Raw genomic sequence first — 21,791 nt, 5'->3', positions numbered from 1 at the left:
GTGGCGCTGACCGACTGGTCCGTCGAGGTGGTGTCGGTGACCGTCACGTCCAGCGCTGTTCCGTCGGTGGATGGCTCACGGGTCGCGTTCGACTCGGGTGGTACACATCCGGTGACAGCTACCGACTAGACCGGAGACAGCTCGCGACGAGCGCACTCGTCCATCCCAACACCTGTAGAAAGGGCGATGCGGCTCTGTTGAAACCCTATCGTCTCGACACTTTTCCCGCGAAAACAGCCGTTAGGTAGGTGTTGCAGTTCTTGCAGAACACTCCCTCGAAGGGAATGTGGCTGAAAACCTCGTGTCCACACACGGGACACCAGAGGAATTCGAACAGTGTCTCGCTGTGTCGATCGAGTATTTCGAGACTCATCGGTGGACCGACCCGGTCGAACCGGGTCACTCTCTCCAGCTCGGCCGAAAAACACCTTGCGTGCGTACTTTCGGAGGGAGTCAGCGTTCAGGGCCGCCAACGATGTGTGAGGGGGCTTCGTACCCACAGCCAGGTCGTCGAACTAGCGCTATACCGTCGCCTCAGAAGCAGCCCTCCCGCTGACGAGGATGTCGCTGGTCAGCCACTCTGGACAGTAGAGGCGACTTATAGAACGGTCAGGATAGTGTGCATCTTGTGCGGGACGGCACTCAAGAACACAGCCAGAGAAATATTCGCGATCTTGAACTAGAAAATAAATCAGATATTCCTATCTAAAACGCAAACTGTAGAGAATGAGAATTAAGTACCTCTAACTTTATATCATATTCAATGAAACGAAGAGAGTTTCTTCAAGTTTTCAGTGCATCCACGTTCGCCGCTAGTGGATGCCTCAGTAGGCCAAATAACGAAAGGGGGGAGATATATGAAAAATCAGTTACCATTGAAGAGCGTGGCTGTGGGGAAAAAGAGCATTCTGGTGTTATCAAGTGGAACAACAATAGTGGTATAGCGACTATAGATGCAACTTGGGGCGCAGCTGAGAAGTGCGGTCCGCTGGGAATAGGCACCAGTAGCTACCCAATGAATGATGGCTATAACTATCTTCTTGACATTTACCCTTCAGATCAGCACAACTGTAATACGTGTACGAAATACTTTGAATACTCTGCCAGTGTCGAGTTCCGCGACAAACCATCGAAAATTAAGTTAGTTCACTCAAATCCCGAAATAATTGGGCTTGTCACATCAATTGAAATTACAGAGAGTGGCAAAGTAGTGACGTACACAGATACACCAAAGAGGACGGACTCATCGGCTGAGGCAGCCGGTGTTTCGAATCTACTGAGTGGCTGATTCAGGTCGTCTCTCGAGACACGACCGATATTTTGAAGCGTGTCAGAAGGATCGTGTAACCAATATCCGACGGCAAACGCAACAGGTGTTGGTTAACGCGGCCTATACGGCCGCGGTCACGCGCTGGCAGACATTTTGTGACGGCGTCGGCCGACTCGGCGTCACGCGGGAGCATGGCGACGGCGCGCTCGTGGCTGTCCCGGCAGTGGGCAGCGTGGTCGACGAAGAGCGAACGATCTGCTCAACTCAGTTTCTGTATCCAAGTCTCACTAGATACCACATCGTCGTAGACTACGCTAACTGGCACAACGGGTCACGAATCCACATCTGCGACGTAGATTCCGTATCCGAGGTAGGCGAGGACCTGTGAGGCCTCCCGCCAGTGCGTGAGGTTCATCCGGATGTACCGACGAATCGCAGGGTCGGTGAGATTACGGATAAGACGTACCACGGTCTGTAGCGTCTCCGTGATGCCACGACGACGAAGCTCACTCACAAACTGAGTGCGTGGATCGACTTGTCGGACAGTTGATCTGGTGTCTCGGAGGCCGGCCTGCTCGAACCGAGTGACCCACTCTTCTGGTGGCTTAGGTGATGCCCCAGTTGCCGCTTCGAGATACGACTCCAGGGATCGTGGTGGCTCGTCAAGCCACGTTGCCTCGTTTACGCCGACGACGCCACCAGGTTGCGTTACTCGCGCGTACTCACGAAGTGCTGTTGTCGGGTCATCCACGAACCCGAGTACGGACTCGCTAATAACCGCGTCGAATGTCCCAGATGCAAAGGGGAGGCGACAGGCATCACCAACAGCAAACTGAGGACGTATGGATACCTGTTCCGAGGCAACACGTTCTCTCGCCCATGTGAGCATTGAAGGCGAGATGTCGATGCCGACCACGCGACAACCAAAGGTACGTGAAAGGAAGGGCGGCGTGATGCCGGTTCCGACGCCTACGTCAAGGACGCGGTCACCCGGCTCTATCTGGCAGGCACGAGCGAGTTCCTCCGTTGCTTCCATACCGCCAAAATGTTCAGTCGTTCCGAGAATAGACTGCAATCGGAAGTACCCACGGGCGCTGTCTGTGCTCATTATTCATCTAATACATCTATTGACCATTTAGCGATTAAGGTGCAATATGCGCTTAGTTCAAACACCGATATTCGGATCCGTCGGTTCTCCTCTCGGAGAAGCGAAAGATCTGGTCTGGGAACGGACCCCAAACAGACAGGATATCTAACGTTCAGAGTGCCTTGTCGATGTTGTGAGACAGATAGCAGCGAGTTCACGGGATCGCTTCCTCCAGTGCCGGTCACTGCGGCGCGACGTCGAGTCGCAGATAGAGGACCTTGTCGGCAGACCCGTCGTCGACGGTCTCCGGCATCGGTCCGCGGACGACGTAGTACACCAATCGGAGGTCCTGACCGGCCATCGTCGGCGTGACGGTGTGGTCGTACGTCCACGTCTCGTTCACGGCGACGCGCTGTGATTGCTGTCGTAACGTCTCGCTCGCCAGTACCGTCCCGCCGTCGACGCGCTGTAGCTTCGCGACGATAGTGTAGGTGGCCGCGCTGTCGTGGTGGTTGGTCACCTCGACGACGAGCGGTTGTGACTCGCCGACGGTGCCGTTCGTCGGGTAGCCGCCGGCGACGTACTCGCCGGACTGTGACTCGGTCAGTAGCGACGCGCTGGTGTAGGACATCGACTGCGTCGGGCCGGCCAGCGCGACGGTGAGCGACCCGAGTGCGGCCACCACGGCGACACAGAGACAGATCGTCAGCGCCCGGGTCACAGCGTCGCCGCCGAGAAACCGTTCGGTCCCGGTCTGTCGGGCGATCGCGAGCGGATCGAACCGCTCGTGGGCCGGGACGGCGAGGCGGCGAGCAGTCCCGACGACCACACCGACTCCGACGACGACCCACACCGTCGCGAGCACCGACTCCGTCGTCAGTCTGATACCTAGCGCCCCGAGCGTGACGGCCATCAGCGGAATCAGCGCCACGCTGACGCCGAACGCAAGCGCCAGTCGCTCACGCGCGAGGACGCCGTCGTGTGCCGCGGTCAGCGAGAGGCCGATAGCGCCCTCGCCAGCGTCCCGGTTCTGTGGCCTGCGGGGAAACAGGGCGGCGACCACGGCGTACCCCGGCGCGAAGAACACGAGGACGGACCCGATCAGAAAGCCGACCACCGTCCCGCCGACGCCGATAGTCACCGTCGCGCTGGCGAAGACGACGTACGTAAGTACGGCTATGAGGTCGACCGGGACCACGTCGAGTGTGGACGCCGCCAGACGGCGAGCGGTCTCGGTGACGCTCACGCCGCGGACCTCCGCCGGTCTGTCGTCCACTCACGGATTGCCAGAACGCTCGCCCCAGACATTGTTCGGTACGGGCTATCCGGTTACATCGCTTTGTTATGGCGTTCGTACCGCCGCCGTGGCGGTCTCGGACACCCGCAGGCGACGTGACTCCGTGAACAGGTAGGGCGGGTATAACTTACCCCCCGGGGTCGTCAGTACGAAGCGAGCGATGTTGGCGTCTACCGGTCTCCAGAACGGGGGTTCACGAAGAGGGACGGACGTATGAGCATGGACATAACCACGCTCGCTGCGAGCGACAGCGACGTCTGGAACGACACACTCGAACAGGCGGACGAGCGCACGCCGTTTCACCGCTTCGAGGCGCTCGAAGTGTTCGCCGACCACGCCGACGCGGAGTTACACCCCCTGATAGGGTACAAAGGCGAGGAACCCGTCGGGCTATTCCCCTTGTTCACCATCCAGAAAGGCCCGATAACGACGGCGTTCTCGCCACCGCCCGACCTCAAGGTGAGCTACCTCGGCCCGGTCATCCTGACCAGTCCCGAGATGAAGTCCAACACGGTCGAGCGCCGCCGCCGCCGGTTCGTCGAGCGGTGTCTCGACTGGCTATACCGAACACACGCACCGCGATACGTCCACGTCCGGACGTCGATCACGACGCCCGATACGCGACCGTTCGACTGGGAGATGTTCGAGGAGACGCCGCGCTTTACCTACGTGGTCGACCTCGAAACCGGTCCGGAGGTGCTGTTCGACCGGTTCAGTCGCGACGCCCGCTCGAACGTCAGGGAGGCCGAAGACGCCTGTTCGGTCTCGGAGTCCGGACAGGCGGCCGCCCGGAGTATCATCGCGCAGGTCCGCAACCGCCACGCGGAGCAGGACCTCCGATTCCCTGTGACCGTCGAACTCGTCGAGGACCTCTACGAGGCGCTTCCGGAGGGCTACCTCCGGCCGTACGTCTGTACCATCGATGGCGTGTTCGTCGGCGGGAGCCTCGTCCTCGACGACGGTCAGCGAGCCTACGGCTGGCAGGGGACCGTCAAGACAGATCTCGAGTACGACGTCAACGATCTGCTGCACTGGTACATCATCCGCGATGCGGCCGCGCGGGACGTCGTGGCGTACGACCTCGTCGGGGCGAACAACCCGCGGCTCTCCCGGTACAAGTCGAAGTTCGCCCCGACGCTGACCCGGTATCACTCCCTGGAGCGGAGCGCCCCCGGGTTCGGGACGGTGGCTCGGCTCTACCGACGGCTCAAGTGAAACAGCCGACCTAGTCGTCGTGCATGGTCGCTAACCACGTCTCGATACGGTCGCTGCCGTAGAACCGGACGGTGTTTGTCTCTCGGTCGTAGTCGAGGACGTCGGCGTCGTCCAGTCTCGGGAGGTGGACGTGGTGGAGTGAGACGCCGATGCGGTGGGTCGCGACGTCTCCGAGGTCCGTCCCTTGCTCCGTCTGTGCGACGGTCGCCGCCAACGCCTCCAGCGAGTGCTCTCGCTCCTCGGCGTCACAGAGCGCCCGGAGCAGTATCCGCCGTCGGTTCGACGAGAGCAGGTCGATACACTCGGCGTCCGGTAGCAAGCCGGTATCGCTGTCGGCGTCGGCCATGGGGGACGTATCGTCCTCACTCGTCATGGATGCGTGACGGACGCGTGGTCGAGGGCCGCCGCACGCCGCCGCTCATTGCTCGTCGTGGCCAGACCGCAGGGTCCGGTAGGCCAGACCAACCGTGAGGATGACGATGCTGATAACCAGGAACCGTTTCAGTGCGAACATCACACCAGTCAACTAGCTGTCACGCAGGTAGTTATGAACCTCCTTCGCGGTACCGCTCGGTCGATACACGGGGAATCCGGCGAACGGAACGCCCGGACGCGAACCGTCGAGCGCACTGCCTACCGCCGCTAACCACGGAATAACAATACACGGTCACGCCGTCCCGCTTGACGCGGGGAGAGCGAACACCTGCGCGTACTGGCCCACACCGGTCCATCCCTTGCCAACTCACCCACCCCACCCCCACTCAGGCCACACGAGACGGCGGCCGGCGTCGTCCCGGCTGCGCTGTTCGCTCTCCCCCAACGCGACCCTTATTCGACGTTATTAGACGATACAGGTGCTGTAAGGCAGTCTTATGGGGAAAAGCGTCCTATGTATTTAATACGTCACTCCGGGCATCGCTACGTGATATACATGAGTTCAGGTGAGTCCGCGCTCCCCCTCGAAGAACTATTGCCTTCCAGAGAGGTGACACTAAGCGCCGAAGTGTTCGTCCATTCGCTGGCGCCTGTTGGCAGCAAGCAACAGCAAGACGCGCTCGTCGAGCGGCTTTCGGGACTCGTAGAGGAGGGGCTGTTAGAGGATCTGGATCTACTGGTCTGGGGTGACAGCATCTGTACGGGGAGTTTACTCGCGAGCATCGGCAGCGGGAAACGTATCGTCTCGACTATCGGTGAGTTCTACGCGCTCGCGGCCAAGCGCGGCATCTCCATCTCGCCGTTCTTTCGAATCAGCAAAGTCACGTCCAGTTTCGCCGACGAGTCGTTCCGGCGTATCGTGCCACCGTGCCGGTGCCTGGCGCTCTATGCGGAACGAGAACTCGTCGCCGTCTTCCCGTGTCTGATCGACGGCGTCGCGTACACGCCCGAAGACGCCGTGGCGGCCCTCGAACGGACCCGCGAGTCGTCGATGTCCTCGCGCGCGCTCGCAGACGAGTCGATCTGACTCAGAGACAGGCCGGGCCGTACTGGACGAGCAACAGGCTGTTGTGCCCGACTGCGAACAGTTGTGGGAGCGAGAACGCCGTCAGCGCCGCCCGTCGATAGGTCGGTCGGACCAGTCGGTAGACGACGAACAGGGCCCCGAGCGCGGCGAGTTTCAACCCCAGCAACCCGACGCCGCCCGCTGCGTCCATCGCCGCGCGCGCCACCGGATTGGCTTCGCGGAAACACATCGAGACGCCGACGAGCGTCAGGAGGACGTCGGCCGCGGCGGCGACGACGACCACGCCCCAGAGTAAGTGATCGTAGTTGGGGCCGCTCTCCCCGACGAACGCCACCTCTGCAGTGAAATCGGACGCCACTCGTGAGACCAGCGGTCCACACACCATGGTAACGAACCGGATAACCGACAGGACACCCGAGGTAAGGACGGAATTACCGCCAGAAATCCACGCCTATGTCACGAATCATCGGTACGAGCAGTGCTAACCGGTCTTCGGGCCGTAGCCCCCTCGTACAGAGCGGGTAACTATACCATAGTCTAGTCACCTCTCGCAGTGATGCCCGAACAGACACAGCAGAACACGGTCCGTCGACGGCGGGGTGTCCGTCTGGTCGCCGTAGTGGTGGCCGTCCTCGTCGCCGTCGCCGGTCCGATCGGAGGGGTGGGTGTCGTCGCCTCGGCACCGGCGACGGACGACACCCGAGAAATCGCGTACGGCGAGACGGTGTCCGGTGCAGTCGACAGCGTCGACCCGATACGGTCGAACCCCACGGAGAACAGCCACACCGGAGACTTCTACTACGAGCCAGTCTCCTTCGAGGGCGAGGCCGGCGACCTCGTCGACGTACAGGTATTTGCCCCCACGGACACCTCGCTCGTCCTCGTTGGTCCGGACGGCCAAGAACTGGCCCACAACGAGGACGGCGGAGAGGGCAACAACTCACAGATAACGCACCGTCTCCCGTCGGACGGCACCTACACGATACAGGTGACCAGTCACTTCTCCGAGGACCACTTCGAGTACCTCCTCTCGCTGGACCAACTCGAAGAGAGCGAGGACCTAGAGATGGCCGTCGGTGACACCGTCGCCGGGACCGTCGACGAGACGAACGACGAGAGCTACCAGTACAACGGCCGGTACGAAACGGTCCAAATCGACGGAGCCGTCGGACAGGAAGTCGAATTGTCGCTGTCCTCCTCCGAGGACTCTGCCCTGTATATCATCGCGCCAAACGGGAAGATCGTCGCCGAGGAGGTCGCACCATACTCCGGGCGTGACGCCACCATCCAGTACACGTTCGGTAACGACTTACCGCACACCGTCGTCGTCGCCACCGGCGATTTCAACGACCAGTTCTCGTACATACTGACCGCCGAAGACGTCACGAACGTCACCGAAAACGAGACCGACACCGAGAGCGGGGAGAACGCCAGCAACAACTCGACGGCGTCGAGCACCGACGACGGGGACGACCAGCACGCCGGGACCAGCCACGGACAGACCGGGCCGGCCGAGTCCACCATCGAAATCCTCGATTCGGGTCTCAACCGAACGTCGGCGACGCTGGGGTCGTCGGTCGAGTACACCGTCTCCGTCGCGAACTACGGCGACAAGACGGGGACCTTCGACCGACCGGTGGTCGTCGACGGACAGCCCGTGGCGCGACTCAACGGAACGGTCGAACCCTATCAGATGCGAACGATAACGACCGAGGTGACACTCGACCGAACCGGACAGTTCCAGGTGTCGCTGGACAACGAGTCCGCAGAGACGCTGACGGCGGTTCCGCCGACCGCCCCCGAGGGCAACACCGTCGCCATCAGCGACGACACGCAGATCGGATTCGAGCCGAACGCGACCACCGGCGAGGCGGTGCAGTTCACCTTCGATACGACGAGCACTGACGCGACGCTCCGGTCGGTCTCCATCGATTCGGCCGGGTCCGGGACGCTGTGGCTCGAAGCCGTTCGGACGCAGAACCTCTCTGCCGGCGGCCCGCCGGCCGACGGCGTGACGGTAGCACATGGCTTCGTCCTCAGTCCCTCGCTCCAGACCGCCGGGAACACCACCCAGTCGCCCGTCCAGAACGGGACCGTGACCCTCGCCGTCGACCGAACCGCCCTCGGTGACACGCCCGAGGCGAGCGTCGTCCTCTACCGATACGACGAGGCGTCGAGTTCCTGGATACCGCTGCAGACGACGCGCGTGGCCTCGGCGGCCGATACCGTCACCTACCGCGCCCAGACGACGACGTTCTCGACGATAGCCGTTGGAACGGTCGACCCGGTCAGTACGACTGGGTCCCTCTCGAAGACGGCCATCAGCGCCGACGAGACGGTGACCGTCAGCGCGACGCTACGGAACGACGGCTCTGCCGCGGTCGAACGAACCGTCCCGATAACCGTCGACGGGAACACGGTGACCGAGCGGACGGTTTCGGTGCCGGCAGGTGGTGAACGAACCGTCTCCGCGTCGCTGTCCCCGGCGGCCGGGACGCACGACGTCGGCGTGGGCGGCACGTCCGTGGGCACGCTCACGGTCGAGGCCGTGACGACGGAAGCCGAGGTGACGACCAGCGAAGCGGCGACCGAAGCGACGACGACCGGTGGGAGCGGCGCAGGGTTCGGCGTCCTCGCCGCGCTACTGGCCGTGACCGCCGCGCTCCTGACGGCCATCAGACGACGAGTCTAAGCGGGCAGAGCAGGGTCGCCCCCCTCTTTTGAGAGCTGTTTCGAGCGGTCTCGCGCTCACTCGGGTGGCGTCACTTCGATGCGACCCGTACTGGAGACGAGGACACCGAACCCGTCCAGCGAGAAGCGGACCTGCACGGACGACTCCGCGGACTCGACGAGCGCGTCGAGCGCGTCGGTGTCCAACGTGTCATAGAGCGGTTCGAGGTCAGCCGTCGAACAGTGCCGGATGTCGGTCAGAGCGTCCACGATCGCGATACTCGTCGACGTCTCCGCCGGCGAAAACGTCGTTCTGTACGAGTCGGTCTTCGGGTCGTACGAAAGGCGCTGCTCGGTCGCGTTCGAGCCGTCGGCTGGCTGGTCGTCTACCTGTGCTTCGGTCGAGTGGGGGCCACCCTTACGAGCCATCTGCTAAGGATGTTAACGAGATGGCAGTATTAAAGCCTTCGTCAGACAACGGCCCAGCAGCAGCGCGAACGGACGCTCTCAGCCGTCTCCGAGGGAGTCACCGGTCAGTGGGTGACGGGCGGAGCAGTTCCAGTCCCGGGAGGCCGTCCGCGTGCCAGAGCAAGAGCGTCGCACCGAGCAGGAACGCTTCGAGAAAGAGGAATCTGAGCCCCGCCTGCGTCGAGACGACGCCGAGGAAGTCGGTGAACAGTTCGCTCACGCGGGCGACGATATCCGTCGGTGGCATCGGGTCGACCGGGACGAGCGGCCAGAGCAGGAACCCGACTCGCAGTTCCTCTCCCAGCACGACCGGGTAAAGCACGTCGCTAGGGATGTGTGCGAGATAGGCGACCGCGAAGGCGGTGCCCGTCGACGACCGGCGGTACCGAGCGACGAGGACGACGAGCGTCACGATGGGGATCGCGAACAGCAGCGAGTGTGCGAGCGACGTTCCCGATGGCAACAGCGTCGTTCCCCAGCCGAGTGGCTTATCGACGAGATCGGGAAACTGAGAACCGAGGCCGACGGCGAGGACGTCACGCCCCCGTGGCCGCGACCGACCGGTAGCCCGCACTAACAGCGAGTAGAGGAGGTAACCGACGGCGAGATGTTCCCAGGGCCACATCGGGCTAGACACTCCCCACGACGACTGCGCTGGTCTGTCTCACGGCCGTGGCTCGGGCCCTGCCCCGTATTGTTATGCTGTTCGTATCCGTTCGTGGTCGCTCGTCGTCTGGCGGTTCTGAGTCGAGGCTCGCGTCGCTATCGACCCCAGCGTTGCCGGTAGTATAAACGCCATTCTCGGAGCTATGGGCTCAATTACTAACCCCGAATAGGGGAAGGTCGTGTATGTGATGTCCCGACATATCACGGACCAGGAGTTGGAACGGATGGTCGAGTTCGCGAACACACCGACGTACCTGCGAAAACCGGAGCAACTGCTCCCCGAAGAGGAAGAGTAGTCGCCGGGGAGGGTCACTCGCTGAACTCCGACGGTGGGGGTCGCTGACGCCATCGGTAGACCGCGTGTATCGCAGTCAGTGCGACGAAGGCACCGACGACGACCACCGCGACTACCCCTTGTCCGATTCCCAAACCGAGCGCGGAGGCGACGATGAGGAGCGTACTCAGTACGGCGAGTCCGAGATAGTACAGATACCACGTCGGTTCCTCGTGGTGGTCGCCGAGGTACGGGTCTATCTCGCTCGCCTTGCGAGCGATCGACACCTCGCCGGACTCGTCGTCGTAGTTGACGAGGCCGGCGTCGGCCAGTTTGGGAAGATGCGTCTGGTACAAGGACACGTACACGCGCTTGCGCTGCTGTGTCGAGAGTTCCTCGACCGTCGTGTCGTTCTCCCAGGCGGCGACGTGTTCGGCGAGATCGGTCAACTGGATCGGATTCGGTTCGGTCCTGAGAAAGTACAGGACGTATCGACGGCGAGGGCTACTGAGGATGTCGAAGACACGGTCGCGTGAGAGTTCGGTATTGTTTTGTTCCATCGCATCCGTCGCCGCGGTTGGTGAGTAGACGGTTCATCGAGCTGCCGTCGAAGACGACACGGACGTACCGAAAGTCGGATACACATTTGTTACAGCGTCGTTACCCCCGAGACAGGGGAGATTACTGCCTTCGGCGGGGCATTGAACGATAGTTCACCGCGTTGGTGCCAGCCGTCACAGATCGGTGCGATTTCAGCGACTCAAACGGTAAGCAAACGGGAAAGAACTATATACGTCGGCTGTCAGGTTACGAATGCGACAGCATCTATACCGACCACCTCGACCACTCCCTCGGTACCGAGAGAATTCGTGAGAGACCAGCAAAACACCCGCCGAGACGCCGACCCGGACGAGCCACGGACAGACGACAGTGGGTTTCTCCAAACGTTCTGTGACGACGATAGAACAGCTACAGACCCGCCGTCCTCGTTGGGAGATGGGGTAATATTCGACGTCCTCCGTAACGACCGGCGCCGCGCAGCGCTGCGAGTTCTCCAGCCTGACACGGCGGTGACCGTTAGGTTGCTAGCCGAACAGGTCGCTGCCTGGGAGAACGACACGACGCCAGATGCACTCAGAGAGCAACAGCGCAAGCGGGTGTACGTCTCACTGCACCAGAGTCACCTCCCGAAGATGGACGACCTCGATATCGTCGAGTTCGACCGCGAGGCGGCGACTGTCTCGCTAGGCTCGGCCGGTGACGACGTCCTCCGATACGTGGACGGGAAATCGGACGGGACGAGAGCGTGGTATCGGTACTACGCCGCTATCGCACTCACGGGGGCTACCCTGCTCGCCGCACAGGTGACGCTCCTCCCGTCGGCGTCGTCGGCACCGATTACCGTGGCCGTACTCGTCGCCGTCGGCGCCTGTACGGCCCTCTACTGGGCCTGTGACAGCAGCTAGAAGAGACGATGGGAGACTCAGACCGACTGGAGCGCCGTCTCTTCGGGTTCGGCGAACAAGTCGCCGACGTCCTCGGTCATCGCGTCGCGTTCGCGCGCGTTCTCTAGAAGCACGGTCTCGCTGGGGAACAACCGCTCGCCCAGTTCGAGGTCGTGGTCTCGCGCCGTCGACCCCGTGACGGTCAGGTAGACACCGATGCCGGTGGCCGCGATGTCGGCTTCCTCCTCGTTGCCGTTTTCGGGGTACGTGAACGTGATGCCGTCTAACGCCGCCGTCCCGAGGACGGCCTCGACGAGTCGCTCGTACCGGGGCGAGATACAGAACTCGCCGTCGTAGTTGCGGACGAACTCCCGTCCGAGCGGGCGGTCCTGTGCGTCGACGACGTCCGGCGTCGCGAGCAGGGTGTGGTACACCGTGTCTCCGAGGCCCGTGACCACGCGAACGTCGGTGTCCAGCGGATCGATACGGTCGTTGATCTCCTCGATACTCGTCAGCGCGTCGTCACGGAGTTGCACGACTTCCTCCAGGACGAGGTCGGCGCTGTCGAACCCGAGCGCGAACTCGTGGGTACGGAGCGCGCGGAACGGTTCCTCGCGGCCGACCAACTGGACGTCGCCGTGGGCTGTCGGAACAGTGACGCTGTCGAAGACGACGCGTCGCGGCATCCCGTCTCTGTCGTCGCGGAGCAGGGTGTACTCCGGTTGGGTGGGGTCGTCGAGACCGGAGTACTCGGCGAGACGATGGTAAACGTCGTCCTCGGCGGTCTGGTTGCCCTTGGTGATCGCCTTCTCGTAGCGGAGGGTCGAGATGATATCGTCGGCCAGTTCGGTCGTCCCGGTTCGGGCGGCGAGCCGTTCCAGCACCGCCTCGAGGGGCCGCCCTTTCCGGGGAACGGCCACTCTGGTCGTCGTCATTAGGGATGTCCACTGGCGGGACGGATAAAACCAGTTCGATTAGTTGCCGCCGCCGATGACCGACGAAAGCTGTTCGCGCCACTCCTTGAGATCCTCGATTTCGCCCTCCAGATCGGAGAGGCGCTCGTCGATTTCGCCGTCGCCGAGTTCCTCGCGAACGTCGTCGATTTCGGCTTCGAGGTCGCCGAGGTGTGACTCCATCTCGTCTAGCTCTTCGTCCATCGAGTCGACGGTCTCTTCGACCACCTGGACCTCCTCCGTTGCCGTCTCCGCCGCGGACTTCGCGCTCCGGATGTCGTCCTCGAAGGTCGCCAGTTCGGTCTCGAAGGCGTCCAGACGCTCGCTGAAGTCCTCGATCATCTCGTCGCCGGTGCCGTTTTCTTCGAGGAACTCCTCCAGCGCGTCGGTGTAGGCTCGCAGGTCGGAGATGTCGGACTGGATGCGCTTGATGCGGGCTTCGTTGACCCCACCGGCGTCGTCGTCATCGTCCTCGGAGACGGCGTCGAGCGCTCGCTTCAACAGTTTCACGTCCTCTGCCGAGACGTTGTTCTGGCGAATCTCGTTCGCCATCGCCGCGATGACGTTGCCGGTCTCTACGTCCACCTGTTCGGCGTCGTCCGCCGTGTCTCCGCCCTCGCCGCCGGGGCTGTTGGGGTCTTTGAGGTCTAGCGTCTCGATGTCGTCGTCGGCGTCGTCCTCCAGACCCGGCACGCTGTCGCTGTCGCCGGCGATGACGTCCTTTACGGCGTCGTCACCGCTGCCGACGATGTCGGCGTCGTCGTCGAGGGGTGGGTCGACCGTCTCGATTTCCGGTTCCGTGAGGAACTTCTCGACGTCGTCGGTCCCGGTGGCCCGGATGCCGTAGACAGTCGTGTAATCGGCGTCGGGTTCTATCTCCTTCTCGAAGGCGATGCGGTCGTCGTTGATGTCCCAGTATTCGGACCCGTACTCGGGGTGGAACCCGAGATCTTCGACGGCGACGTCCTCCGGGACGGTGTCGACCAGACGGAGCGTGACCGGTTCCGAGCGCCGTGACCGGACGTTGAACGCTATCGCGGGTACCGGGAACTCGTCGGCCTCGAACCGTTTGGTAACGGTCACTCCATCCGAGGCGACGGTAACCTCCTTGTAAGCTTGCGAATCGCTCATGTATGTTACTCCATACCCCGCCAGTATTAAAGGTACTTCGTCTGCCCTACTTGACTGAAACCTAACACTACTGCGGTTCTGCTCAGAGGTCCACGCGGTCGCCGATTTCGACGATCTCCATCGAACGCGGGTACTCGAAGCTGGCGGCGTGGTTGTGGAGGACGGTCGGTTCGGTCGTCATCCCTTTCCACATGTCCCAGTGACTCGGCAGTAGTGTGTCTAGCTGGAGTTCGTTGGCGGCCTCGATTATCATGTTCTCGTCGTTGTACCACTTGGTTCGCTTTGGCTCGCCGGTGTCGCTGTCGGGAATCATCCCGACGGTCCCGAACGCGAGGACGCCGAGGTCGATGTCGTAGGCCTCACCGACCGCCTCGAAGTCGCCGGGTCGCGCGTCGCCACCGTGGAAGAACGTTCCCGACTCGTGTTCGAAGACGTACGAGACGGGGTGCTCGGCGTCGGGGTCGTTGGCCGGTTCGACGTGGATCGTGAGGTCGCCTATCTCGACGGTGTCGCCCTCCGTGACTTCGTTGAGTTGGTCGTCGGTGACCGACCAGTTCTCCAGCCACGCCTCGTCGCTGACGACGTCGTGGCCGCTGTCTGTAGTGTAGTAGTCCGCGCCGGTGCTGGCGAGGATAGGGGCCTGTGACGGCCCGTGGACGTGGTCGGTGTGTTCGTGCGTGCCGAGGACGGCGTCGGCTTCCTGCACTTCGCTCGGTTCGAACGGGACCGGCACCATCCGCACGGTCCGCGGCGGGTCGCCGATACCGAGGTACGGGTCGACGAACACCGTCGTGTCGCCGCTCGTCTTGAGCACGAAACCGTTACAGCCCAGATACCAGATCGCCAGTCCGTCCGGGTCGGCGTCTTCGACAGCGCGCAAGAGCCAATCGTCCCAGTCTGAATCGACCGTCATAGTTCGGACTGTGAGTGGACGTGGCTAAGTCGTTACGGACCGTCACGGATCCGTTCGATGCGGTCATCGCCGTACTCGACGTCGGCGACGGCCGGCAGTGAGCGGAGCGACCTCGAGAGGCCGACGTACACGGTGGCGAGGAAGTTGGCGACGCCGACGGCCAGAACGAGGGGGACGGGTCCGACGACGGCGGCGACGGCCCCGCCGACGAGCGACCCGAACGGCGTCGCCGCGCCTTCCAGCGTCGACATCGAACTGGTGACCCGACCCACCTTGTCCTCGGGAACGACCGTCTGGACGAGCGTGTCGAAGAGGACGCTGTTGCCCCCGGAGTAGACGATTGCCAACGCGAAGCACGCGACGATGGCTGGCGTCCACGTCACGAGGCCCGCGCCTATCCACGCCACCCCCGTCACCGCCGTCCCGACGAGCATGAGGTGGCCGTACGGCACCCAGTCGAGTCGGGCCGAGAGGACCGACCCGAAGAGCGCGCCCGCCGCCAGCGCGGACAGCAGGACCCCGTACAGCCCGGATCCGCCCCGCAACGCCGCGAACGCGGGGAGGACGGCCAGCATCATCCCCGTCGCGAAACTGACGAACACTCGCGGGAGGAGGACCGAGACGAAGGCCGTCCCTCGGAGATACGCGAGCCCCTCGCGGAAGTCCGAGACGTACCGCCCCGCCCGTTCGCGGACCGTCTCCGTGTCGTCGGCCGACGGTGCGTCCGCGCCGCCGTCCGTCGCCGTCGCGTCGCCCGACGTGTCTCGTTCCGGCAAGGTGAGCCCGGCGAACAGGAGGACGGCGACGCCGAACGTGGCCGCGTCGACGAGGAACGCGCCGACCGCTCCGACGGCGGCGAGGCCGACGAGGAGGCCGCCGACGGCGTTGAACGTCATGTTCACCCCCTCGTGGGCCGTGTTGAACACCGCGTTTGCGGCGGGTAGTTCGTCCCGGTCGACGGCCCGCGGGAGTGCCGACGACTGTGCCGGGTAGGTCACGAGGTTGACCAGCGACGCGAGCGGGACGACCACGAGCACGAGTTCGACGGAGAGGGCGTCGAGCCACGCCGCGAGAGGTATCGTCAGCACGAGCAGTCCCTGCACGGCCTGTGTCACCACGAGGGCCCACCGCACCTCAACGTCGTCGACGAGCGGTCCCACGAGGAACTGGAGGAGTCCCGGGACCATCATCAGGAAGGATGCCACGCCGGTGTAGAACGTCGACCCGCCGAGATCGTGGACCAACCACAGGGCGGCGACGTAGTAGATGCTGTCCCCGGCGTTGGTGACGAGACGGCCGAGGAGCAACCGCAGGAACGTCCGGTTGGAGAGCAGTTCGCGCACAGGCCGACTCTCCCCGGGCCGGTTAAATATGTGTTGTGCAAGGGAATCAAACGTTTACGCAGAGTCTACTGGAGGAGACGAACACAGAGTGCGGAGATTTCGCTGTCGATACGCTCGCTTCGAAAGTGAAAACGGTCGTTCGAGACGCGAATCCGGCTCGGCCGGTCAGTCCTCGCAGCAACCGCCGGCCTTCTGGCCGAAGTCGACGGCGAGGTCCTCGGAGACGATCTCGTTGAGTTCCTGCAGACGGAGTTCGAGTTCGTTCTGGACCGCCAGATAGTCGCTCATGACTGGGATCTCGTGGAGCTCCTCCTGTGCGTTCTGGAGTTGGCGCAGGTCCTCTTGACTCGCGCGACCGGTCTGACGGGCGAGCTGGAACTCCTCGCGGATCTGTTCGAACTCCTGGATGGCCTCCTGTGCCTCCTCGTCGTTCTCGACGGCCTCCTTTGCCTCGACGAAGCGCTGATAGACCGGGAGTTCGGCGATGGCCTCGCCGAACGCCGTCGCGAGTTCGTCGACTCGGTCGCCGGTCGTGGCTGGATCGGACGTCTCGGACTCCGGTTCGAGACTCATTGGGCGTACTATGGTCGTGAGACGCTTCAATGTGCCGGGTTCGAACGTGTGTGCCGTTACCACTGACTGCTATCAGAGGTGATACTGTGCGAAATGTACTAGTCCCTTATCGATAGAGTCTGTGGGGATGACCGTGTCAAATTCCACGGAACCGCTCGATATGATCGACGACGGCGAGTCAGACTCCCTCTGGCGAAGTGCCTTCGAGTCGCTGATCACCAACATCCCGGAGGCCGCGTTCGTCGTCGACGAGAACGGAGTTATCACGCAGTGGAACGAGTCGCTGGAGGGTCTCCTCGGGTTGCCCGCGAGCGAGGCTATCGGGATGGACGCCTACGACGTGTTCGGCACCGAAGGCGAGTCCGAGACGCTCGCCGAACGGGTGGTCCGAACAGGCAATGCGGTCCGGGAAGAACAGTTTCGCTCCGCCGAGCGGCCGGACGGTGAGCAAGCCCACGCACGGGCCGTCGCGGTCCCGATTCCGGACCAGAACGGTACCGTGGTGGGTGCGGTCGAACTCCTGCTCGACGTGACCGATATCGTCGACCAACGGGAGTCGCTCCGGGCACTCCACTCACAGATGTCCGAAGACGTGGAAGCGACGGTCCACGAACTCAGGGGTGCCACGGTCGAGGTGGCCGACCGGTCGACCGAGATACGGACGATGGCCGACGAACAGGCCGACGACCTCGAACAGGTACAGTCAGAGGTGTCCGGATTCAGTGCCACGGTCGAGGAGATAGCGTCCACCGCCGAGGAGGTCAGCCAGCGGAGCGGCGAGGCCAGAGACCTCGCCGAACAGTCCGTCGAAACCGCCGGTGAAACTATCGACCGGGTCGACGAGGTCGCCGATTCGGCCGAGACGGTCGCGGCGGAGACGCGTGCGCTTCGCGACCAGATCGACGAGATCGAGGCGTTCGTCGAGGTCATCAACGACATCGCCGACCAGACGAACATGCTGGCCCTGAACGCGAACATCGAAGCCGCCCGCAGCGACGCGAACAGCGACGGCTTCGCGGTGGTCGCCGACGAAATCAAGGAACTCGCCGACGAGTCGAAAACTCACGCCGACGAGGTCGAACAGACGGTCCGAGCGGTCCGAGAGACCGTCGTCGAGACCGCCGAGAAGGTCGAACAGACGACCGAGGCCATACAGGCCGTCGACGCCGACCTCCGCGGTGTCCAGACCAACCAAGAGGAGATTCTCCAGGTAGCCGCCGAGACCGACGACGGCATCAGCGAGGTCGCGTCCGCCACGGACGACCAGGCGGCAAGCGCCGAGGAGATAGCGAGCATGATCGACGAGGTGGCCCGACGCGCGGCAGAGATATCGACGGCGGTCGACGAGATAGCCGGCGAGAACGAGACCGTAAGCGAGTCGGTCCAAGAACTCGAATCCGAGGTCGAGCAGCTGGACCGGCGCCTCGCGACCATCATGGACTAATACTGGTGGCTGTAACAAACTGAAGTACTTCGCCACCCCGGGGTGAGGAATATCGTTACGAACTTACAGCCACCAGTATAAGCCGTCGATACCGGCGGCCCCCAAAGCGCGGAGGTTTTACCCCGCGAGCAAGTACGCAGGTCCAATGAGTCAAGAGCGTACCGAGGGTGACCTCCGAAACACGGGCCTCTCGCTGAAACACGACCGCGAGTGGGATTACGAACTCGACCGCATCGTCGACGCCGTCGACGAACGGGACGCAGAGACGGTCGGACTACAGTTCCCCGAGGGGCTGAAACGACGCGGCCCCGCCGTCGCCGACGACCTGCGCGAGGAACTCCCCGACGACGTCTCCGTGATGATCTCCGGGCAGCCGTGTTACGGTGCCTGCGACCTCGACACCTATCTGATGCGCCGCACCGACGTGTTCGTCCACTTCGGCCACTCCCCGATGAAGGAATCGGACAAGATCATCTACGTCCCCCTCTTCTCTAACGTCGACGTCTTCCCGATGATGGAACAGGCCGCCGAGGAGGAACTGGCAGACCCCGACGAGGACCCCGACGTCGGCCTCGTGACGACGGCCCAGCACATGAACAAGTTCGACGAGATGCGCTCGTGGCTGGAAGAACGCGGCTACGAGGTGCACGTCCGGAAGGGCGACGACCGACTGACCCACGAGGGGCAGGTCCTCGGGTGTAACTACGCATCTGCGGACGTCGACGCCGACACGATTCTCTACGTCGGCGGCGGCAAGTTCCACCCCCTCGGACTGGCGATGGAACACCCGGAGAAGAAGGTCATCATCGCCGACCCGGTCAACAACGCACTGACCGTTGCGGATACGGAACAGTTCATGAAACAGCGCTACGCCTCGGTCCACAAGGCGATGGACGCCGAGACGTGGGGCGTCATCTTCTGTACCAAAATCGGACAGGGCCGCTGGGATCAGGCCCAGGAGATCGTCGAGAACAACGACGACGCCTATCTCATCACGATGGACGAGGTGACACCGGACCGCCTGACGAACTTCGGGATGGACGCCTACGTCAACACCGGGTGTCCGCGTATCACCACCGACGACGGCCCGCAGTTCAAGAAGCCGATGCTCACCCCCGGCGAGTACGAGATCGCTATCGGCGAGAAACCGCTGGAGTCGCTGGAGTTCGATACCTTCCACGGCACCTGGTGACCAGCCGCCCCGGTCCGTGTCCGACGGCGACGAATTACCACCAGACATGTGCAAACCTTTTTGAATGATTCTGGCGTATTGCCACTGATGCCGACAAAGAGTGCGCTCGCCCAGCAACTCGGTGTCGTGGCGGGGTTCGACAACCCACTGGCCAGTCTCGAACAGTACCGGACGCCGCCGGACTTGGCGGCCCATCTCGTCCACACGGCCGACCTGCAAGGCGACATTCAGGACCGGACCGTGGTGGACCTCGGGTGTGGGACCGGGATGCTCGCGCTGGGCGCGGCACTCAGGGGTCCGGACACCGTCGTCGGTCTCGACATCGACCCCGCGCCGCTGTCGACGGCACGGGACAACGAGCGGAAAGTCGGGTCGACGACGTCCGTCTCGTGGGTGCGCGCGGACGCGACGCAGGCACCCCTCTGCCCGCCCGAGGACACCACTGTCGTGATGAACCCGCCGTTCGGGGCGCAGTCGGGCAACGAACACGCCGACCGGGAGTTCCTCGCGACCGCCGCCGAGGTCGCCGCCGTCTCTTACTCCGTCCACAACGAGGGAAGTCAGGCGTTCGTCGAGTCCTTCGCCGCCGACAACGGCGGCGAGGTGACCCACGCCTTCGAGACGGCGTTCGACCTCCCCAAGCAGTTTGACTTCCACGACGAGGACTCCCGAACCATCACGGCGGAAGTGTACCGTATCCGCTGGGACTGAGCCCACAGCGCCGACTCACTTCGGTGGCTGTCGCTGCTCTGCGATTTTCACGCGGGTGTCGTTGACACCGGCGTACAGTCGCGTCCTGTTTCTCTCGAACCGCAGTCCGCCGATGGTCCGTGCGGTCGCGTTCGGCGGCATCCGGTCGACGTCTATCGTCGCGTTGCCGCGACGAACCGCGATCATGAACCCGTCGTCGTCGGGCCTGAAGGTGACGTTCCGCCCGCCGATGGTGGTGTCGGCCGTCGACGGCGGCGAGGTGAAGACGGTCCGGCGCTCACCGCCCCCGCGACGGAGTTGGACGCGATAGATGGTCTTGTTGCCGAGGACGTTCCACCCCGTTCGGTTGGCGTACACCGTCTCGCGCCACCCGGGGCCGCCGACGACGACCGAGGCACGCTGGTTCAGCGCGAGTTGGCCCTTCTGGACCTGTACGATCCATATCTCCCGGTCGTCGCTGGCGACGATGACGCCGCTCTCGGTGACGTTCGTCCGGTCGCCCGCGAGGTCAAACGGCAGCGAGATGCCGGCGACGTACTCGTTGCGGACGTTCTCGTCGTAGGTGACGACGTAGTCGCGGACTTCGACGCCGTCCGCGGGCACGTCGTCCGGGCCGATGGCCGCGGTGTTCGCGGGGACGGAGGCGAGACAGAGGGCCCCGAAGGCGACGACGAGGGCGAGGCCCGCGATAGACTGCCAGTCGCGTTCGAACGTCGGAAGGAGTCCACGGTCCATCCGCGCGGTGGCGGCCGCCACGAGGAGGGCGAGGACGAACACCAGCGCCGTCCCGAGCCATCGGAACAGCGTGAACCGACCGCCACCGACCGGGACGTAGACCGCCCACAAGCCGTTCGAGACCCCGAAGACCAGCGTCGCGAAGAACACCCGCGTCGTCGCGGGGCGTTCGCGCCGTGCCCACAGGAAGACGGCACCGGAGACGACGCCCGCGAGGAGGCCGACCGCGTGGCCCTGAATCGCGATGTTCGCCCACCACGGCGTGACGAATCGGGCGCTTCCGCCGACGGTCGGTTCGGGGAACAGCAGCGCCGTGTACACCTGTTCGACGACGCGACTGCCCAGCAATGCGCCGAGAAACAGGAACGGACGGGTGACCAGCGCGAACCCCGCCAGCGCGAACACGACGCCGGAGAACCCGACGACGGGGCCGACAGCGAACAGGCCGGAGAACACGCCGACGACGGCCATCGCCGCTGGGACGGCGAGGATACGAGCGAACGGGTTCGTCGACGAGGACGAGAACGTCTGGGAACCACGGCTCCGGGGATAGTGGCCCCAGGCGTATTCGACCACGGTACCGTACGCGACGGTGCCGAGGAGGTTCCCGGTGAGGTGTGCGTCGCCGCCGTGAGTGAACGCCCCGGTCAGCATCCCGAGGGGATAAAAGTACGACCACGTCCGGAACGGCGTGACGAGGGGACGTGAATGCCACCACGCCCCCTGTACGAACAGATAGATAGCGAGGACGCCGACCGTCGTCAGGAGCGTCCCCCACGGCACACCGAGGAGGAGTCGACGGCGGAGGGCGGTCGTGAGTCGCTCGCCGGCGAGGCGGCGCACGCCGACGAGTACCACGGCGACTGTGACGACGACGGCGAGCGATCGGACCGGCACCGCGTCCAACACGCCCGGCAACGACGACTGCATCATGCACTCCTA

At 63.4% G+C, this 21,791-nt stretch carries 21 protein-coding genes and 1 pseudogene; 8 read left to right on the top strand and 14 right to left on the bottom strand.

The window, feature by feature from the left end:
- Nucleotides 1-247: 247 nt before the first annotated feature.
- Nucleotides 248-373 (bottom strand): annotated as a pseudogene (locus tag IEY28_RS20895) (DUF7567 family protein); the annotation flags it as partial.
- A gap of 390 nt (nucleotides 374-763) precedes the next feature.
- On the opposite strand from IEY28_RS20895, the gene IEY28_RS03865 reads away from it, so the two are divergent.
- Nucleotides 764-1,288, top strand: coding sequence for a hypothetical protein (locus IEY28_RS03865; protein ID WP_188994687.1), 525 nt, complete (start codon nucleotides 764-766; stop codon nucleotides 1,286-1,288).
- Nucleotides 1,289-1,601: 313 nt separating this feature from the next.
- On the opposite strand, the gene IEY28_RS03860 is transcribed toward IEY28_RS03865, so the two are convergent.
- Nucleotides 1,602-2,378, bottom strand: coding sequence for a class I SAM-dependent methyltransferase (locus IEY28_RS03860; protein WP_188994685.1), 777 nt, complete (start codon nucleotides 2,376-2,378; stop codon nucleotides 1,602-1,604).
- A 220-nt stretch (nucleotides 2,379-2,598) separates the two neighbouring features.
- The gene (locus tag IEY28_RS03855; RefSeq protein ID WP_188994683.1) at nucleotides 2,599-3,603 is read right to left on the bottom strand and encodes a DUF1616 domain-containing protein; all 1,005 of its coding nucleotides are present in this window, start codon (nucleotides 3,601-3,603) and stop codon (nucleotides 2,599-2,601) included.
- A 264-nt stretch (nucleotides 3,604-3,867) separates the two neighbouring features.
- Between IEY28_RS03855 and IEY28_RS03850 the strand changes: the two genes are divergently transcribed.
- Nucleotides 3,868-4,869, top strand: a complete 1,002-nt coding sequence (locus tag IEY28_RS03850; protein ID WP_188994681.1) for a GNAT family N-acetyltransferase — start codon at nucleotides 3,868-3,870, stop codon at nucleotides 4,867-4,869.
- Between the two features lie 10 nt (nucleotides 4,870-4,879).
- Here IEY28_RS03850 and IEY28_RS03845 read toward each other — a convergent pair whose 3' ends face one another.
- A complete protein-coding gene (locus IEY28_RS03845) occupies nucleotides 4,880-5,242 on the bottom strand; it encodes a DUF7344 domain-containing protein (RefSeq protein WP_188994679.1) in 363 nt (120 codons plus the stop codon).
- A 558-nt stretch (nucleotides 5,243-5,800) separates the two neighbouring features.
- On the opposite strand from IEY28_RS03845, the gene IEY28_RS03840 reads away from it, so the two are divergent.
- On the top strand, nucleotides 5,801-6,331 hold the full coding sequence (locus tag IEY28_RS03840) for an HTH domain-containing protein (protein ID WP_188994677.1): 531 nt from the start codon (nucleotides 5,801-5,803) through the stop codon (nucleotides 6,329-6,331).
- A gap of 1 nt (nucleotide 6,332) precedes the next feature.
- On the opposite strand, the gene IEY28_RS03835 is transcribed toward IEY28_RS03840, so the two are convergent.
- Nucleotides 6,333-6,689 (bottom strand): DUF5658 family protein, encoded by a 357-nt coding sequence (locus tag IEY28_RS03835; protein WP_188994674.1) that lies wholly within the window; start codon nucleotides 6,687-6,689, stop codon nucleotides 6,333-6,335.
- Nucleotides 6,690-6,887: 198 nt separating this feature from the next.
- On the opposite strand from IEY28_RS03835, the gene IEY28_RS03830 reads away from it, so the two are divergent.
- Nucleotides 6,888-9,023: a pre-peptidase C-terminal domain-containing protein gene (locus IEY28_RS03830; protein ID WP_188994672.1), complete on the top strand. Its 2,136-nt coding sequence runs from the start codon at nucleotides 6,888-6,890 to the stop codon at nucleotides 9,021-9,023.
- Between the two features lie 56 nt (nucleotides 9,024-9,079).
- Here IEY28_RS03830 and IEY28_RS03825 read toward each other — a convergent pair whose 3' ends face one another.
- From IEY28_RS03825 to IEY28_RS03815, 3 genes are all read right to left on the bottom strand, one after another.
- The gene (locus IEY28_RS03825; protein ID WP_188994670.1) at nucleotides 9,080-9,430 is read right to left on the bottom strand and encodes a HalOD1 output domain-containing protein; all 351 of its coding nucleotides are present in this window, start codon (nucleotides 9,428-9,430) and stop codon (nucleotides 9,080-9,082) included.
- 97 nt (nucleotides 9,431-9,527) lie between these two features.
- Nucleotides 9,528-10,094 (bottom strand): metal-dependent hydrolase, encoded by a 567-nt coding sequence (locus tag IEY28_RS03820; protein ID WP_188994668.1) that lies wholly within the window; start codon nucleotides 10,092-10,094, stop codon nucleotides 9,528-9,530.
- Between the two features lie 350 nt (nucleotides 10,095-10,444).
- Nucleotides 10,445-10,969, bottom strand: a complete 525-nt coding sequence (locus IEY28_RS03815; RefSeq protein ID WP_188994666.1) for a DUF7344 domain-containing protein — start codon at nucleotides 10,967-10,969, stop codon at nucleotides 10,445-10,447.
- Nucleotides 10,970-11,278: 309 nt separating this feature from the next.
- Between IEY28_RS03815 and IEY28_RS03810 the strand changes: the two genes are divergently transcribed.
- On the top strand, nucleotides 11,279-11,875 hold the full coding sequence (locus IEY28_RS03810) for a DUF7344 domain-containing protein (RefSeq protein ID WP_188994664.1): 597 nt from the start codon (nucleotides 11,279-11,281) through the stop codon (nucleotides 11,873-11,875).
- A 17-nt stretch (nucleotides 11,876-11,892) separates the two neighbouring features.
- On the opposite strand, the gene IEY28_RS03805 is transcribed toward IEY28_RS03810, so the two are convergent.
- The 5 genes from IEY28_RS03805 to IEY28_RS03785 form a co-directional block, all read right to left on the bottom strand.
- Nucleotides 11,893-12,789 carry a phosphoribosyltransferase HisG-related protein gene (locus IEY28_RS03805; RefSeq protein WP_188994662.1) on the bottom strand — a complete coding sequence of 299 codons (897 nt, stop codon included), beginning with the start codon at nucleotides 12,787-12,789 and terminating at the stop codon, nucleotides 11,893-11,895.
- Between the two features lie 39 nt (nucleotides 12,790-12,828).
- Nucleotides 12,829-13,938, bottom strand: coding sequence for a hypothetical protein (locus tag IEY28_RS03800; RefSeq protein WP_188994660.1), 1,110 nt, complete (start codon nucleotides 13,936-13,938; stop codon nucleotides 12,829-12,831).
- Nucleotides 13,939-14,020: 82 nt separating this feature from the next.
- Complete coding sequence (locus tag IEY28_RS03795; RefSeq protein ID WP_188994658.1) at nucleotides 14,021-14,851, bottom strand: MBL fold metallo-hydrolase; 831 nt, start codon at nucleotides 14,849-14,851, stop codon at nucleotides 14,021-14,023.
- Nucleotides 14,852-14,883: 32 nt separating this feature from the next.
- Nucleotides 14,884-16,194 carry an MFS transporter gene (locus IEY28_RS03790; protein ID WP_188994656.1) on the bottom strand — a complete coding sequence of 437 codons (1,311 nt, stop codon included), beginning with the start codon at nucleotides 16,192-16,194 and terminating at the stop codon, nucleotides 14,884-14,886.
- A 165-nt stretch (nucleotides 16,195-16,359) separates the two neighbouring features.
- Nucleotides 16,360-16,767 (bottom strand): YlbF/YmcA family competence regulator, encoded by a 408-nt coding sequence (locus IEY28_RS03785; RefSeq protein ID WP_188994654.1) that lies wholly within the window; start codon nucleotides 16,765-16,767, stop codon nucleotides 16,360-16,362.
- 127 nt (nucleotides 16,768-16,894) lie between these two features.
- Here IEY28_RS03785 and IEY28_RS03780 point away from each other — a divergent pair, with 127 nt between their 5' ends.
- From IEY28_RS03780 to IEY28_RS03770, 3 genes are all read left to right on the top strand, one after another.
- The gene (locus IEY28_RS03780) at nucleotides 16,895-18,211 is read left to right on the top strand and encodes a methyl-accepting chemotaxis protein (protein WP_229783070.1); all 1,317 of its coding nucleotides are present in this window, start codon (nucleotides 16,895-16,897) and stop codon (nucleotides 18,209-18,211) included.
- 145 nt (nucleotides 18,212-18,356) lie between these two features.
- Nucleotides 18,357-19,403, top strand: coding sequence for a diphthamide biosynthesis enzyme Dph2 (gene dph2, locus IEY28_RS03775; protein ID WP_188994652.1), 1,047 nt, complete (start codon nucleotides 18,357-18,359; stop codon nucleotides 19,401-19,403).
- Between the two features lie 87 nt (nucleotides 19,404-19,490).
- Nucleotides 19,491-20,114: an METTL5 family protein gene (locus IEY28_RS03770; RefSeq protein WP_188994650.1), complete on the top strand. Its 624-nt coding sequence runs from the start codon at nucleotides 19,491-19,493 to the stop codon at nucleotides 20,112-20,114.
- Nucleotides 20,115-20,129: 15 nt separating this feature from the next.
- On the opposite strand, the gene IEY28_RS03765 is transcribed toward IEY28_RS03770, so the two are convergent.
- The gene (locus tag IEY28_RS03765; protein WP_188994648.1) at nucleotides 20,130-21,782 is read right to left on the bottom strand and encodes a rhomboid family intramembrane serine protease; all 1,653 of its coding nucleotides are present in this window, start codon (nucleotides 21,780-21,782) and stop codon (nucleotides 20,130-20,132) included.
- Between the last annotated feature and the right edge of the window lie 9 nt (nucleotides 21,783-21,791).

It is taken from the genome of Haloarcula pellucida (assembly GCF_014647235.1).
Taxonomy (GTDB): domain Archaea; phylum Halobacteriota; class Halobacteria; order Halobacteriales; family Haloarculaceae; genus Haloarcula; species Haloarcula pellucida.
Note: the sequence above shows the minus strand (reverse complement) of the source record. Positions and strands in the feature narration are given on the sequence as shown.